20 protein-coding genes are annotated in these 16,090 nt (G+C 31.7%); 18 read left to right on the forward strand and 2 right to left on the reverse strand.

Annotation, left to right across the window (positions count from 1 at the left end; all coding sequences use genetic code 11):
• The 14 genes from HMPREF2930_RS10705 to HMPREF2930_RS10765 form a co-directional block, all read left to right on the forward strand.
• A partial coding sequence (locus HMPREF2930_RS10705; protein WP_070597411.1) for an orotidine 5'-phosphate decarboxylase / HUMPS family protein occupies window positions 1-446 on the forward strand: 446 nt, incomplete at its 5' end.
• 1 nt (window position 447) lies between these two features.
• Entirely contained in the window at window positions 448-996 is a 549-nt protein-coding gene (gene hxlB, locus HMPREF2930_RS10710) for a 6-phospho-3-hexuloisomerase (protein WP_017176065.1), read from the forward strand.
• 459 nt (window positions 997-1,455) lie between these two features.
• Window positions 1,456-1,647 (forward strand): hypothetical protein, encoded by a 192-nt coding sequence (locus HMPREF2930_RS10715; RefSeq protein ID WP_017176063.1) that lies wholly within the window; start codon window positions 1,456-1,458, stop codon window positions 1,645-1,647.
• Window positions 1,648-2,122: 475 nt separating this feature from the next.
• Window positions 2,123-2,335, forward strand: coding sequence for a hypothetical protein (locus HMPREF2930_RS10720; RefSeq protein WP_232132837.1), 213 nt, complete (start codon window positions 2,123-2,125; stop codon window positions 2,333-2,335).
• 110 nt (window positions 2,336-2,445) lie between these two features.
• Window positions 2,446-2,874: a hypothetical protein gene (locus tag HMPREF2930_RS10725; RefSeq protein WP_231451781.1), complete on the forward strand. Its 429-nt coding sequence runs from the start codon at window positions 2,446-2,448 to the stop codon at window positions 2,872-2,874.
• Window positions 2,852-3,445, forward strand: a complete 594-nt coding sequence (locus HMPREF2930_RS10730) for a hypothetical protein (protein WP_141744267.1) — start codon at window positions 2,852-2,854, stop codon at window positions 3,443-3,445. Before HMPREF2930_RS10725 ends, HMPREF2930_RS10730 begins: the two co-directional genes overlap by 23 nt.
• Window positions 3,446-3,471: 26 nt before the next feature.
• Window positions 3,472-3,681 carry a hypothetical protein gene (locus HMPREF2930_RS11470; protein WP_141744268.1) on the forward strand — a complete coding sequence of 70 codons (210 nt, stop codon included), beginning with the start codon at window positions 3,472-3,474 and terminating at the stop codon, window positions 3,679-3,681.
• Window positions 3,682-3,725: 44 nt separating this feature from the next.
• Window positions 3,726-3,923, forward strand: coding sequence for a CapA family protein (locus HMPREF2930_RS10735; RefSeq protein WP_017176059.1), 198 nt, complete (start codon window positions 3,726-3,728; stop codon window positions 3,921-3,923).
• Window positions 3,924-3,970: 47 nt separating this feature from the next.
• A complete protein-coding gene (locus HMPREF2930_RS10740) occupies window positions 3,971-4,450 on the forward strand; it encodes a CapA family protein (protein WP_017176058.1) in 480 nt (159 codons plus the stop codon).
• Between the two features lie 33 nt (window positions 4,451-4,483).
• Window positions 4,484-7,774: a CapA family protein gene (locus HMPREF2930_RS10745; protein WP_070597413.1), complete on the forward strand. Its 3,291-nt coding sequence runs from the start codon at window positions 4,484-4,486 to the stop codon at window positions 7,772-7,774.
• 119 nt (window positions 7,775-7,893) lie between these two features.
• Window positions 7,894-9,279 carry an AMP-binding protein gene (locus HMPREF2930_RS10750; RefSeq protein ID WP_017176056.1) on the forward strand — a complete coding sequence of 462 codons (1,386 nt, stop codon included), beginning with the start codon at window positions 7,894-7,896 and terminating at the stop codon, window positions 9,277-9,279.
• Window positions 9,276-10,421, forward strand: coding sequence for a thiolase family protein (locus HMPREF2930_RS10755; RefSeq protein WP_017176055.1), 1,146 nt, complete (start codon window positions 9,276-9,278; stop codon window positions 10,419-10,421). The genes HMPREF2930_RS10750 and HMPREF2930_RS10755 overlap by 4 nt, the downstream gene beginning before the upstream one ends.
• Window positions 10,390-10,770, forward strand: a complete 381-nt coding sequence (locus HMPREF2930_RS11675) for a hypothetical protein (protein ID WP_017176054.1) — start codon at window positions 10,390-10,392, stop codon at window positions 10,768-10,770. The genes HMPREF2930_RS10755 and HMPREF2930_RS11675 overlap by 32 nt, the downstream gene beginning before the upstream one ends.
• Window positions 10,760-11,038, forward strand: a complete 279-nt coding sequence (locus HMPREF2930_RS10765) for a hypothetical protein (protein ID WP_002488040.1) — start codon at window positions 10,760-10,762, stop codon at window positions 11,036-11,038. The genes HMPREF2930_RS11675 and HMPREF2930_RS10765 overlap by 11 nt, the downstream gene beginning before the upstream one ends.
• Window positions 11,039-11,330: 292 nt before the next feature.
• Here HMPREF2930_RS10765 and vraX read toward each other — a convergent pair whose 3' ends face one another.
• Together vraX and thiD are read right to left on the reverse strand one after the other, a co-directional pair.
• Complete coding sequence (gene vraX, locus HMPREF2930_RS11625; protein WP_017176053.1) at window positions 11,331-11,492, reverse strand: C1q-binding complement inhibitor VraX; 162 nt, start codon at window positions 11,490-11,492, stop codon at window positions 11,331-11,333.
• Window positions 11,493-12,136: 644 nt separating this feature from the next.
• Window positions 12,137-12,967, reverse strand: coding sequence for a bifunctional hydroxymethylpyrimidine kinase/phosphomethylpyrimidine kinase (thiD, locus tag HMPREF2930_RS10770; protein ID WP_002455702.1), 831 nt, complete (start codon window positions 12,965-12,967; stop codon window positions 12,137-12,139).
• 141 nt (window positions 12,968-13,108) lie between these two features.
• On the opposite strand from thiD, the gene HMPREF2930_RS10775 reads away from it, so the two are divergent.
• The 4 genes from HMPREF2930_RS10775 (at window position 13,109) to HMPREF2930_RS10790 (ending at window position 16,061) form a co-directional block, all read left to right on the forward strand.
• The gene (locus HMPREF2930_RS10775; protein WP_002488583.1) at window positions 13,109-13,768 is read left to right on the forward strand and encodes a uracil-DNA glycosylase; all 660 of its coding nucleotides are present in this window, start codon (window positions 13,109-13,111) and stop codon (window positions 13,766-13,768) included.
• The gene (locus tag HMPREF2930_RS10780; protein ID WP_002488584.1) at window positions 13,769-14,119 is read left to right on the forward strand and encodes a DUF5327 family protein; all 351 of its coding nucleotides are present in this window, start codon (window positions 13,769-13,771) and stop codon (window positions 14,117-14,119) included.
• Window positions 14,120-14,152: 33 nt separating this feature from the next.
• Window positions 14,153-14,521, forward strand: a complete 369-nt coding sequence (locus HMPREF2930_RS10785) for a DUF423 domain-containing protein (RefSeq protein WP_095324338.1) — start codon at window positions 14,153-14,155, stop codon at window positions 14,519-14,521.
• Window positions 14,522-14,591: 70 nt separating this feature from the next.
• Window positions 14,592-16,061: an APC family permease gene (locus HMPREF2930_RS10790; protein WP_002488598.1), complete on the forward strand. Its 1,470-nt coding sequence runs from the start codon at window positions 14,592-14,594 to the stop codon at window positions 16,059-16,061.
• The last annotated feature ends 29 nt before the right edge of the window (window positions 16,062-16,090 follow it).

Genomic DNA, 16,090 nt, shown 5'->3' on the forward strand with positions numbered 1-16,090 from the left:
TGGATGCAGCAGACTATGAAGTAAGCCAAGCTATTAAATTTGGTGCAGATGTTGTGACTATCTTAGGTGTTGCAGAAGATGCTTCAATTAAAGGTGCGGTTGAAGAAGCACACAAACATGGTAAACAATTGTTAGTTGATATGATTGCTGTACAAGATTTAGAAAAACGTGCGAAAGAATTAGATGAAATGGGCGCTGATTATATCGCTGTTCATACTGGTTATGATTTACAAGCTGAAGGACAATCTCCATTAGAAAGCTTACGTACAGTTAAATCAGTCATTAAAAATTCTAAAGTAGCCGTAGCTGGTGGTATTAAACCTGAGACAATTAAAGAAATTGTAGCAGAAGAACCTGACTTAGTTATTGTTGGTGGCGGTATTGCTAATGCAGATGATCCTGTAGAAGCAGCTAAACAATGTCGTGAAGCGATTGAAGGTAAATAAAATGCCAACTTTTAACAATTATCATTTAATTCTTGAAGAAATAGATAACACGTTATCACATCTAGAGGATAATGATTATGGACGTTTTGCAAATGAAGTGGTTGGCGCATCTCGTATCTTTACAGCTGGTAAAGGTCGCTCTGGATATGTTGCTAATAGCTTTGCAATGCGTTTGAATCAACTAGGAAAAGATGCATCTGCAATAGGTGAAGCAACAACGCCATCTATTAAAGAGCATGATTTATTAATTATTATTTCCGGTTCTGGATCAACAGAGCACTTAAGATTATTAGCTGAAAAGGCACATTCAGTTGGTGCTAAAATTGCTTTAATAACAACTAAAACAGAATCTAAAATTGGCGATGTCGCTGATACAGTGATTACTTTACCTGCAGGAACGAAACATGAAGCAGAAGGCTCTGAACAGCCGTTAGGTAGTCTATTTGAACAATCTTCACTCATCTTTTTAGATAGTGTCGTGATTGGATTAATGGATGCCTTTAATATTAATGAAGAAGCAATGCAAGACAATCATGCTAATTTAGAATAAATTAGTATGATTAAGAGAGTAGGGATTTCTAATTTAGAAATCCCTATTTTTGTGTATCATTTTAATAAAATTAACCATAACATAATACATATTATGTTAAAATATACTAATTACATTAAATATTAATGACACATTTTAATTTTATAAGGTAGGAGTTTTATGATAGTGTTTAATAAAAAGCGTATTGAGGAGATATTAGAAGGTCATTGGGTTAATGAACCTTCAGAAAGCTGGCAAGTTAATAATGTTGTAGCAAGTTATGATTAAGCACGTGAAGATTATCGTCATCAACGACAATTATTATTTATTGCAATAGATAATGATACTTGGAATACGCATATCAAAAATACAGAAGATTGAAGTGATACGCATAATACCATTTTACATGTTTTGCCATATATTTTAGGTATTATCGTAAAAACTCCAATTCCTTAGCTTAACGAAGACATTCTTCAATTTATGGTACAAGATACTTATGATGCACTAAATAAATTAGCACTTACTTCATATGATACGTCTGATACTACTTTAATCGCTACTGTTGGTACGAATAATAAGGGTGTTTATATGATTAATGCATTATTTGAAGAACTACTATTAAAAAATAAGAATCAAATAGTAATTAAGAAAAAAAGAGCTTGTAAGTCTTAACATGTTAATAGCTTTAGCAAGCGCATCTGAACACACAGAGTATATTACTTCTAATGCAAGCAATCGTGCATTAATAGCAAATACATAGTAATTTGATAAGTATATTCCAGATATTGCTATTATTTCTTCTATAGAAGAAATAAAAAATCAAACAATAGATAATAATGTAGAATTATATACTTGACTCCTTGAAAATACGTTTGTTGATAGCATTGTTGTTTTAGATGGTGATAGTGACGGTGTTGAAAAAATTTATTCTAAAATAGAAAGATTAAAATTAAATAAAATTACTTATGGAATTATTCCTAATTCAGATGTTTTTAGCATGAGAAATAGACAGTTAGGAGAACATTCACAAATTAAAGCAAAGATTATAGGAGAAAATTTAGATTTTCAAACTAAACTAGCGGTCTAGATAATTTACGGTACATACTTAGTGGACTTGCCACTCTAAAAATATCATATACCTCTTTATATGGTAGTAAATCATTTGAAAAATTTTATACCATTAGAAGATCATCAACAAGCTACTCAGTACAACACATTTAATGGAGATATTTATAATATTGTAGACAGCGATGCTCTACCAACTATAGAGGGAATGGTTGATTTATTAAGCACGTTACATAAACAACGTATTATTTCAAATGGAGAACTATTGTCATTATTGGGGGTATTTCCGGACTAACTATGAAAAATGAAGAGAGTTAATATCAAGTATTAGCAGGAGAAATACTTCAAGCTGATATTGATTTAGTCATTGGATTTGGGGAGAAAATGTCATACTGCTTAAAACATTTGTCTGAAATAAAAGTATTAGGAGTATATACATCTGTTAATCAATTGGCACAAGTAACAGCAGCTATTTTAAAAAATGAGGATAATATTTTAATTAAAGGTAATGAGTCTTCAAAAGAATGGTCATTATTACAAGATTTAATTATTAAATATGCGGCACAGCCTATTGAATCTTTAAATATTAAAGATGTTATGCCTCCTAGTGAGGGATATGGTGCAACGACTTTTAATATGAAAGTAGGAAGAAAGGTTGCTCAATATGGTAATCAATATGTGACTCAAAATCAAGGTGCAGATAGTTTATTAATTATGCATCGTGTTTTAAACTTATTATTTGCTGAAAAATCACACCGAAGTCAAACCTTCACACCAGATAATGAAGCGATTACTGCAAGCCAACTAAAAAATGCTATTCCGCTTAAAAAATGATGAAGTTATTTTGGAACACCTTTTACTTTTATCAGCAGCAATCATTAATGACGCTTCTAATGCATTAATTATGTTGGCAAATAGTGTATTAGGGTCTAGTGAAAATAGTTTGAAAATGGTTAAAAGCATAGTAAATGATTTAGGTATAAACAGTTCTATTGCAGAAAATATTACTGGTGAACCGGTAGAAGGTAGACTTCAGAAATTAACTTTAGATAACTTGTTTATGATAGGTAACTTGTTGTTTACGAATTGTCCAGCTGTAAGAAATATGCTATCTCTTTCTAGTTATACATTTAAAGATAGCATATATAGAACAAAAAGTAATTTATATGATTATGGATTAATTACGCATGGATTATTCTATGGTGTCAATGATTCTATTAGTATTGTTCGTTCAAAAATTAATGGAGAAACCTATATTACTGTTGCTTTAGGAGTTAGAAGTGCATTCCATAGAGATGCTATGATATATCAAACATTATCTAAAATAATGAATTCTGATATTCAAAAAACAAAATTAGAAAATATTAGAAAAATAAGAAAATCGACTTATAAAATAATTTATTAGACAATACTTATTTTAGTGATTCATATGTGAATCGTACAAATGATGAAAGTTTAAATAACTTTTTAATACATGGGACGCCATCGCATAGTTTTAAGGAGATTAGACCATTACTAGAAGAAGCGGACTTCAATATATGTATGTTAGAATCATCAATATTTAATATTGAAAACACATGCTTAGAGCAGCATTTAAAAGATGTAAGATATTCTAATGAAAAAATACGTCTGAAATATTAAAACAAGAGGATATTGATTTAGTTTCATTAGCAAGTCCACATATAATGGATAGTGACGAAGAAGGATTGAATCGTACATTAGAGTTATTAGAGGCGTATGATATTTATAGTATTGGTGCAGGAAATAAACAAATTAATGCTGAAAACCCATTCGTTATTTATGTTAATAATCAAAGGTATATGATTTTTAATGCGCATTTTTATCAGTCTGATAATTATTGTTTTTTAGTCGTTATGCTATAATAAATGAGAGTGGTATTGCATGTTTAAATCCATTTATCTATGAGCGGATGAGCATAGCAAAAAGAGAAGATGAAGCAACCAAAATCATTGTTATTGCTCATTGGGGAGTAAAAACTCAGACTAAGGAAAACGATATAAGACAACGTATTCTTGCTCAACGATTAAGTAAAGCAGGTGCAGATATTATCATTGGACATGGTGGTCGTAATATGAAAGGTATTGAACAAATAAACCAAACAACAGTGCTTTATGATATAGGTGTGAGTATTTTTAATAGTGATGATGATACAAGAGAAACTATACAACACCCGTATAGTTTAATACCGCAAGTTAATGTGAACCCTAATCATACAATTGAATTGAAACTTTATCCGATTTATACGAATAATCATGCAACACTATGGCAACCAAGATTTGTTGATGAAAGAGAATTTAATCATTGTTATACTCTACTAAAAAAATTTGGAACATTACCTAACGTATCAATGCAACATGATAAACAGTATTATTTTGGTATTTTATTATAAATAAAATTGTAAAATTTAAATAGGAGAGAACTTATGGTTTATGATAAAGAACAAATTGAACAATTACTAGAAGGTTACTGGTATCGAGAACCAAAAGAAGACTGGTATGTTGATAATATAGATATTAATAAACAACAAATGAAAAGATATCATCAAAAAGGTTATAAAACTTTATTTATAGCTATGGATTCAGAAACGTGGCATAAAGGATCAGGAAATACTGGCATTTATGCTGGATGGGAAGATACTCATAAAAATTTAGAAGAATACAAATATTTTATGAGTGGCGTGATAGCCAGTAAACCGATTGAATATTTAGATGAAGATATCCCACAATTTATTATGAAAAATACCTATAGTGCCATTAAAAAATTAGGGGAATTTTCATTTTTCTTATTTAAAGGAAAAATGATAGGAATTACTGGCACCGCTGGTAAATCCACATGTAAAACTTTACTAAATGAATTGTTAGAAGTAAATCATACAGTTAATTCTACTAGAGGGAACCATAACACAAGAACTGGAGTGCCTCTTACGGTTGCTAATGCGATTAACAATCCTGATTATTTAGTTCTTGAAATGGCAATATCGAGTTTATGGATGAAAAGCGGAGGAATAGCCAAAACATATATTCCAGATTTAGCATTAATAACTTCAATAGATGGTGGACAAAATAAAACACCATATGAAACAGCTATTCTAAAGTCTAAAATCGCTGAAGGTATGCATCATAATGGGAAAGTAATATTAAATAGAGATATGAATGAATATTTCACTGTTAAAAATGCGATAGAAAAATATAATAAGAATATAGTGACTTATGGTTTTAATAATGAGTCAGACTCGATTATTGAAAGGTTTGAGGAGTATAAAGACTATACTCATGTTGAAGCTTCTATATTAGGTGAACCAGTATCATTTAACACGTTTCTATCTGGTAAAGCAATGATTGAGAATATTATTGGTGTTTTGACGATAATAAAATTATTAGATATCCCACTTGAAAGTATTATGTACAAATTAGAAAATTATCAACCTAACAATGGTGTACAAAATTTTGAGCATTACAAAAAAAATAATGGTGTTACATATACGTTAATTAATGATTCATGGAATGCAATGGGAATATCAATGCTTGAAGGTATTAAAGTTTTAAAAACTAAATCTCGTTTTTATAAAGGTAAAACTATTGCGATTTTAGGTAGAATAATTGGATTAAATAAGAATGAAAAAGAAGCAAAACGCCAGCATGAGCTTATTGCGGAAGAACTAATTAATTCAAATATTGATTTAGTTTATGGGCATGGTAAAGAAATGAAGTATACTATGAAAAAATTACCTAAACGTATGATAGGTGGATATTATGAAAGTGCAGAGCTACTAGCATACGAAGTTGCTAATATTATAGAAGATGATGATTTGATATTAATTAAAGGATCAGTAAGAAATAGTAATTTTAAAAATGTAAAAAAACATCTTATTTTATATGCTAATTCAAATGCTACCCATAAAGTTAATGCGCATAAAGTTTCTAGTAAAGGTTATGGAGTAGCAACTTTTAGTGTAAAAACAAATGAGAAAGTTTCTTATATCGGGAATCAAGATGTAATTCAAAACCAAGGATTAGGTGGTGTTTTAATTATTCATCATATTCTTGATTTAATTTTCTCAAAACAATTATCACTTAGTGATATATATAAGCCTGACAAACAAGCAATTAGAGAAAGTAAAAATCCAAGATCAATTCCATTAAATAAAAAAGATGAAATTACTTTAAATCAACTATTGACTTCAGCTATTGTTACTTCCTCACCGAATGCTATTTTAATGCTAGCAAATACAGTTATAGGTAGTAATAGTGATAGTTTGAAATATATAAAAGAAACTACTAAAGAAATAGGGGCAAATCCGAGAAGTGCACTGAATATAACGGGAAGAAGAATAAGTAATAAGATACAAGAATTAAGTTTGAATGATTTATATTTAGCAAGTAAATTATTATTTAACAAATATCCCTTTATTAAAGATATGCTAACAAAGAATAATTATGTGTTCAAAGATAAGTTTTATAAATCTGAATCTAATTTGTTTAATTATGGAATGATTACACATGGTTTCTTCTACGGTCAAAATCACTCTATCGGTACAGTACTGTCTAAAATAAATGGTGAAGAATATATTACGGTCGTGTTAGGTGCTAAAAATGCGTTTCATAGAGATGAATTAATTTATAATTCAATTATGCAAGTGACACAGGGTAAGCCTAAACATACTAAACGTGATTCGATTCGTAAGAAACGGAAATCACCATTTGAAATGAACATTATTGGGGATACTTATTTTGGTGAATATTATACTCGAAAACGTCAAGCAAAAGATATCGATGATGCATTAACATCTAAAGGTCGATATTACAGTTTCGATGGTATTCGTGATTTCTTAAAAACAGGAGATCTTAACATATGTAATTTTGAGGCAGCTATTTCTGATGATGATAATGCTTATTTAAGACAGCGTAAACCTTATGTTTTACATGCTTCTGAGGAAGAAACAGCTCGTGCTTTAAAAAAAGAATATATTCATTTAGCCACGCTTGCTAATAATCATTTAATGGACTGCAACATAGAAGGGTTAAATCGAACAATTAAACAGTTTGAAACAGAGAACATATATACAATAGGTGCTGGAAATACTCAAGAAGAAGCAGAAAAACCTTTTGTACTTAACTATAATGGTCAAAAATATACAATATTTAATGCATATTGGTATCGACGTCCTATGTATAGAGAATACGATTTTTATGCAATAGGAAATAAACCTGGTGTTGCTTGTATCAATCCTTCTTTGTATAAGCAAATTTCTAAAGTGAAAGAAGAAGGTGCTAAAGTGATTGTTATTGCTCACTGGGGTGTCGATTTTGGTAAAGTTCAGATAAAACAACGTGAATATGCACAGTTATTGGAAGAAGCGGGAGCAGATTTAATTATTGGTCACGGTGCACATATGATGCAAAGTATTGAGAAAATTAATCGAACTACTGTGGTGTATAGTATCGGCAATGGAATATTCAATAGTAATGGAGAATATAATCAACGTTTTGTACCTCCATACAGTTTTATTGCACGTCTTACTATCACTCCTGAAAATGACTTATCCTTGAAACTTTATCCAATTTATAGCAATAATAAAGAAACATTTTGGCAACCACGTTTTTTAACTGAAGATGAGTTTAAACATTGTAGTCAAATGCTTAAACAATACGGTTCAATTGAAACTATTAAAAAAGGTTATGACCAACATTATTATTACGATATACCGCTTTGATGAAAAAACACTCTAATTGTTAGTTAAAAGAACTAATAGTTAGAGTGATTTTTTTATGTGTTATTTTTCATATAATGTTAATATAATAATTAATTCAGTTAACATTCAGAGAGGGTCATATGTTAGAAATACTAAATAAATTAAATCACTATTCAGTAGAACAACCAGATATGATTGCACTATCGTTCGAAGAAGATGTATTGACATATCAAGAACTTTATACAGCAATACAGCAATTAAAATCAGTCTTCATGCATTTACCGAAAGGGTCCCGAGTAGGATTGTTAAGTAAAAGTCCTTTACATAATATGTTGAATTATTTTGCAATATTAGAGCAAGGAAGTATTCCATGTTTTTTAGATGATCAATGGTCTGAAGTAACAATTCATCAACTGATTGAAACGTATCATATTGACTATCTTGTTGATGAACAGCATAGACTGATAAAGACAACGTCTTCTGAAACATATCCAACATATTTAAATGAGCAGTCACAAGTCCATCAACTATTACATATTGGTTTTACATCTGGGACAACAGGGTTACCTAAAGCATATTATCGAAATGAACCATCTTGGCTTGCGTCATACAAAGAAAATGAAAAGCTACTTCGTCATAAAGAAAACATACTTGTAGCACCGGGACCACTTGCACATTCATTGTCTTTATACACTTGTATTTATGCGTTATATACAGGGAGAACATTTATTGGACAAACCCGTTTTAATGCGACTAAGCTCGTTAGCAAAATGAAACAACAAACAACAAATAGTGCATTATTTCTTGTTCCAACAATGCTACATGCAATAACAAAAATAAATCACGATCACCTACATTTAACGACTATTTTAAGTAGTGGGGCGAAACTCTCTTCTTCGTTGTTTAAGCGTATAGCCGAAACATTTCAGCATGCTAATATTATTGAATTTTTTGGAACGTCAGAAGCAAGTTTTATTAGTTATAACATTAACCGTAAAGCTTCTGTTGATTCAGTGGGATACATATTTCAAAATGTAACGATTGGTTTAGAGGAAAAAGACAAGAATCATATAGGGTTATTAAATGTAAAAAGTAATATGATATTCTCTGGATATGTAAATCAATCTGTCGTATTACCTGAAACATGGATTAAAACAGGCGATTACGCTTATATTAAAGATAATCAATTATATTTAGTGAGTCGTCAAAATGAACGATTAATTATTGGAGGTAAAAATGTTTATCCTCAAGTTATTGAACAAATGATAAAAAATATTGATGGAGTAGAAGAAGCAATTGTTATAGGAGAACCGCATCCACGTTTTGGGGAAATAGCGGTTTTACTATATACAGGATCGATAGAACTTGAGTACCAAACTGTGAGACAACATATTATGAAAGTTCTATCACGATATGATGTACCTTCCAAATTTATAAAAGTAGACAGTATGCAATATACCCAAAGTGGCAAAGTTGCTCGAAATAAAATGCGTACTGCCTATGTAAAAGGAGACTTTAAATTATGAACCAACCGGTTATTGTATGGGCGAAGCGTACACCTTTTGGCAAATATGGTGGGGAATTGAAACATTTAGAACCTGAAACATTACTCATGCCCTTATTTGAAGAAATGAATTCAATTTTTCCTAAAATAATACCTGATATAGATGATGTAGTGATTGGAAATATCGTAGGTAATGGTGGAAATATTGCTCGTAAAGCCTTATTAGAAGCAGGTCTAGCTGAGAGTATTCCAGGTGTTACAATGGACCGTCAATGTGGGTCAGGGTTAGAAAGTATTATATATGCATGTCGAATGGTTCAAGCTGGTGCAGGTCATATTTATATAGCTGGAGGAGTAGAAAGCACGAGTCGTGCTCCTTGGAAGATTAAACGCCCTCAATCAGTGTATGATACACAATTACCAGAATTTTATGAGCGTGCCTCTTTTGCACCAAAAGGTCAAGATCCAAGTATGATAGAGGCAGCTGAAAATGTTGCGCAATATTATCATATTACGCGTAAACAACAAGATGCCTTTGCGATACGTAGTCATCATCTCACACATCAATATTATAAGAATGGAAGTATAAGTAATGAAATTGTATCTTTAAACATCAAAGGTCATTTATTTGATAAAGATGAAAGTATTAAGCCAACACTTACTGAACAACGATTAAATCGATTACGTCCTTTACTAGCTAACGGAACAGTAACGGTTGGAAATAGTTGTATGAAAAATGACGGCGCTGCGCTTGCACTCGTTATGAATCAAGAAACGGCATTACAATACGGAATATCAGAGGGAATGATGTTTACAGATGCAGTGACAATAGGTGTCAATCCGAAACGACTAGGTATTGGACCAGTACCTGCTGTAACAAAATTACTAAAAAAACAAAATTTAAAAATAAGTGACATTGATGCAATAGAACTTAATGAGGCATTTAGTTCACAAGTTTTAGCTTCAATTCAAGAGTTAAAATTAAATATTAATCAAGTCAATCAGTGGGGGGGAGCCATTGCGTCTGGTCATCCTTATAGCGCAAGTGGCGTAGCATTAATCACTAGGTTATTAAATATGACACATTGGAAGCGGGGAGTTGCTACGATGGGGATTGGAGGAGGAATGGGGAATGCGATACTCTTCGAACGATGGAGCTTGTGAGAAAATAGAAATATATTTTAATGAACAAGAAGTAAGAGCGTATTGCGAAGTAGTTGAAAGAACGTATAAAGGTGTGGTGCCTTCACTCATGTGTGCAAACGTTTGGCCAAAATTTAAGTTGTTCCAAAAGTTTCAACAAGAAAATATTCTTCTTGTGCGAACAACATGTGAAGAATTTGAATCATTAAAATGTAGGCTAAAATATGAGGGGTACTTAACACATAAAAGTACGAAAAAGTTTAAAACATATATCCAATATATCTACGATTTAAAAATATATAAAGATAATAGACAATGTATATTTATTAGGCAAACATTTATAAAAAAGGAGGTAAATGATGAAGTTTAGTCATGATAAAGTAAGTCATTACCTTCGACTTGTTAATGATAAAAATGAGCTTCATTCAACCATTGTTCCTGGTCAACTGGTAGTGGATTGTGTATTAGCGTATTTTCAAATAGAGTGGACACAATTTAATGTTAAGTATAAAAGGACTATAGATATAGATGAAGAAGTGACCTTCAAAAAAGTGAGTCATAATGAAATAAACGTCTTTGGTTTAAATGGTGAAGAAAAAATAGTTATTACTAAAAAAAGTAATCATACTGATTTATAATTATTTATTTAATCGTTGATAACCCATCATAGGTGTTAAAAAAGAAACAATATTATAAAGATATAGCGTTAATGTTAGTATAACTTAAAGTTTCTCTCTAAGTTTCCAAAAGGGGACATTCTTGGCTAACATTAACGCTATTTTATTAGGGTGAGCTTTTGAATAATTAATGACCTTTTAAAGTTTTGAGTATTAGGGGCATCTTAACTTTAAAAAAGATTTTGAAATATTCGTTTGTTTTCGTATTCAATTACGAAAAACACTTTTTAATTTTTGAAATGTGATGAATAACTTAATTCATGTTATCAACGTCACTTTCTAGTAGAGAGAGCAATTTATAGATGTCATTTTTACTAAACGTTTCATCGAATTTTACCGTAATCGTCTTGAAGGTCTTTGTAATGATTTCGTATATTGGGATACCGTTTTCTATATTTTGCTTGTAGATAATCATGTTGTTAATTCCTCCTTTGTCTCTCTACACTTAATATAGTAATGGATTTGATTATAAAAAACATGAGTCTATGGTACTAACTTTTATTGCAACGGACTGTGTAGAGCATACTACGACTAAATGCCTAGAAGATATAAGAAAAGCTTTTAATCTTAGTGTGACCAAACTATTATACACAAGATTAAAAGCTTTAGAAGTGCTTATATTTCTTTAAAAAATACAGCATAGACAGTAGCTGATTGAATTGAAAGTGCGCTGATTAGCTTCTTTCAACTCTAATGCTGGGGCCCCGACAAAGAGACTTTCAAAAAGAAAGTCAACGATGAACGCGAGTTGGGGCGTCGGGGAAGGACAATGAAATCTAATTAAGGATTACAAAAGACTAGTGTCTTTTGCATAAGAAGTAATAGCATTTTTTTCAAAAATGCAGTACAGACAGTAGCTGATTGAATTGAAAGTGCGCTGATTAGCTTCTTTCAACTCTAATGCTGGGGCCCCGACAAAGAGACTTTCAAAATGAAAATCAACGATCAACGCAAGTTGGGGCGTCGGGGAAGGACAATGAAATCTAATTAAGGATTACAAAAGACTAGTGTCTTTTGCATAAGAAGTACTAGCATTTTTTTCAAAAATGCAGTACTTCTTTAAACTTCTTTGACGTCGACGTCGATGTGTTCTACGCGGTTGTATGCGCCGTGATCAACTGGGCCTACAAAGTCATTCATTTTCCAACCATTTTTAATTGCTGATGCCACAAATGCTTTAGCGCTAATAACAGCTTCTTTAGGTGATTTACCATTTGCCAAGTAAGCTGTTGTAGCTGCTGCAAATGTACAACCTGCACCGTGGTTATAACTTTGTTGGAACATATCAGTTGTTAATTGATAATATGTTTGACCATCATAATATAAGTCATAAGATTTATCTTGATCTAATGCTTTACCACCTTTAATAATAATATGTTGAGCACCTTGATCATAAATGATTTTTGCAGCTTTTTTCATATCTTCAATTGACGTTAATTTACCTAATCCAGATAATTGACCAGCTTCAAATAAATTAGGTGTTACGACCGTTGCTTTAGGTAATAAATATTTAATCATTGCATCTGTATTTCCTGGGTTAAGTACTTCGTCTTCCCCTTTACATACCATAACTGGATCTACTACGAAATATTTTGCACCTGATTGTTCAAATGCTTCGCCAGCACGTTTAATGATTTCTTCAGTTCCAAGCATACCTGTTTTAACAGCATCTGGACCAATTGAAATGACTGTTTCTAATTGTTTTTCGAATACATCCATTGGAAGTGGTGTCACATCGTGAGACCAAGTTTCTTTGTCCATTGTTACAACAGCTGTTAAAGCCACCATACCGTAAGTGTTTAGTTCTTGAAATGTTTTAAGGTCGGCTTGCATACCTGCGCCAGCGCTTGTATCAGAACCGGCAATTGTTAATACTTTTTTTAATGCCATGTATTATCACTCCTGTCAATTATTTACATCTTTATTTATCATATCATGTAACTCAACTATTGTTCTAGCATGAAGATAGTAAGGCGATTTATATCACGTTCCAAAGGGGTCATATGTTAAAATAGAAGTGAGGTGAAAACGATGGAATGGTCAGACATTTTTCATGACATTACAACAAAACATGATTTTAAAGCAATGCATGATTTTTTAGAAAAAGAATATACGACACAAATCGTCTATCCAGATAGAGAAAATATTTATCAAGCTTTTGATTTAACACCATTTGAAGATATTAAAGTTGTTATTTTGGGTCAAGATCCATATCATGGACCTAACCAAGCACATGGGTTAGCATTTTCAGTTCAACCCAATGCTAAATTCCCACCATCTTTAAGAAATATGTATCAAGAATTAGAAGATGATATCGGCTGTCATAGAACTTCTCCACATCTACAGGACTGGGCACGTGAAGGTGTTCTGTTATTAAATACTGTATTAACTGTACGTAAAGGTGAAGCACATTCCCATAAGGACATTGGATGGGAAATATTTACAGATGAAGTCATTAAAGCTATTTCAGATTATCGCGAAGATGTTGTCTTTATCTTATGGGGAAAACCTGCGCAGCAAAAGATAAAATTAATTGATACAGCAAAGCATCATATCATTAAATCTGTTCATCCAAGTCCATTATCTGCTTATCGAGGTTTCTTTGGGTCTAAACCTTATTCTCGTACAAATGATTATTTAGAATCTAAAGGTAAAACGCCAATACAATGGTGTGAAAGTGGGGAATCTTAATTGAACAAAGAACAATTAATTCAACTTATAGAACAAGAATTAGTGCAAGCAGATGAAGCTCAAGATGAACAACAGTTTGAAAAGCATATGTATGCGATTCATACTTTAACATCTCTTTATTCCGATGTTTCAAAACGACCTTCTAAAAAATCAAAACATGATTTTACTAATATTGTAACTTCTGAATCTTCGTTTTCAAATAAGCCTTCAAATCATTCAGCGATTACTGCTGCAGAAATTGAAGCGATGGGTGGTAAAGTTCCACAAACAATGAAGCATCAAACTAAATCGTCTAATATGATGGTGACGGATGATGAAATTGGAAATGGTGAATCAATATTTGATTTTTAATTAAAATTAAGTTAGGAGAACTAAAATATTATGATGAAAGTATTTATAATTTTAGGTGCATTGTGTACGATGATGTCTGTTGGTACGGGCGCATTTGGTGCACATGGACTTGAAGGAAAACTCTCTGATAAATATATGTCAGTATGGGAAAAAGCAGTGAATTATCAAATGTATCATGGTCTAGGATTAATTATGATTGGCATTATTAGTGGTACAACTTCTATTAATGTGAATTGGGCAGGATGGCTTCTGTTCTTTGGTATTGTTCTATTTAGTGGCTCATTATATATTCTTGCATTGACTCAAATTCGTATTTTAGGAGCTATTACACCAATAGGGGGCGTACTCTTTATTGTGGGATGGTTAATGTTAATTATTGCAACATTTAAATTTGCTGGATAATAATATTTTATATTTTGGTTAGTAAACTCACCTTTTTGGGTATGTTAAGTACCTGAGGTGAGTTTATTTTATGAATAATAAAAATCGAGAGATAGATAGAGGAGATTTAAAACAAAATCTCTCTGAAAAATTTGTTTGGGCGATTGCTTATGGCTCGTGTATCGGATGGGGAGCATTTATACTACCCGGTGATTGGATTAAACAATCAGGTCCGATTGCTTCATCTATTGGTATTGTCATTGGTGCTTTATTGATGATATTAATTGCTGTAAGTTATGGCGCATTAGTCGAACGTTTTCCTGTGTCAGGCGGTGCATTCGCGTTTAGTTATTTAAGTTTTGGAAGATATGTGAGTTTCTTTTCATCATGGTTCTTAACATTCGGTTATGTTTGTGTAGTAGCGTTAAATGCGACAGCATTTAGTTTATTAATTAAGTTTTTACTGCCAAACATTTTGAATAATGGAAGGTTATATACGATTGCTGGATGGGATGTTTACATAACAGAAATAGTTATTGCTACGGTATTATTATTAGTATTTATGTTTATTGCAATTCGTGGTGCAAGTGTTTCTGGTACACTCCAATATTATTTTTGTATAGCAATGGTCATTGTTGTTGTGCTTATGTTTGTAGGTTCATTTTTCGGAAATAACTTTTCGTTAAGTAACTTACAACCTTTAGCAAGTAAAGAACTTGGATGGTTTAATTCCATTATTATGATTGTAGCTATTGCACCATGGGCTTATGTGGGATTTGATAATATTCCACAAACAGCAGAAGAGTTTAATTTCTCGCCAAATAAAACGTTCAAACTGATTGTATACAGTTTATTAGCGGCAGCTTTAACTTATGTCATTATGATTTTATACACAGGGTGGTTGGGTACGAATAATGCGAATTTTAACGGAAATTTATGGTTAACAGGCGCTGAAACACAAACTGCTTTTGGTTATATTGGTTTAGGAGTATTAGCGATTGCTATTATTATGGGGATTTTTACTGGATTAAACGGATTCTTAATGAGTTCAAGTCGATTACTATTCTCAATGGGACGTGCTGGTATCATGCCTAAAGCGTTTAGTAAATTACATCCAAAATATAAAACACCATATGTAGCCATTATCTTTTTAGTAGCTATTACTTTAATTGCGCCATGGTTAGGACGTACCGCATTAACATGGATTGTTGATATGTCTTCAACAGGTGTATCTATTGCTTATTTTATTACTTGTTTATCTGCTGCTAAGCTATTTAGTTACAATAAACAAAGTAACACGTATGGTCCTATTTATAAGACCTTTGCTATTTTGGGTTCTATTGTTTCATTTATCTTTTTACTTTTATTATTAGTTCCAGGATCACCAGCTTCACTTTCAATGCCTTCATATATTGCATTGGGTAGTTGGTTAGTGATTGGTCTTATTTTCTTTGTAGTTCGATACCCTAAATTAAAAAATATGAATAATGACGAATTAAGTCGTCTGATTTTAAATCAATCAGAACGAGAAGTTAAAGAAATGATACAAGATAAAAAATAATATACGTAAACGCGAGAGATGAGGGTTAA

Source organism: Staphylococcus sp. HMSC068C09 (assembly GCF_001813735.1).
In the GTDB taxonomy this organism is placed as follows: Bacteria; Bacillota; Bacilli; order Staphylococcales; family Staphylococcaceae; genus Staphylococcus; species Staphylococcus hominis.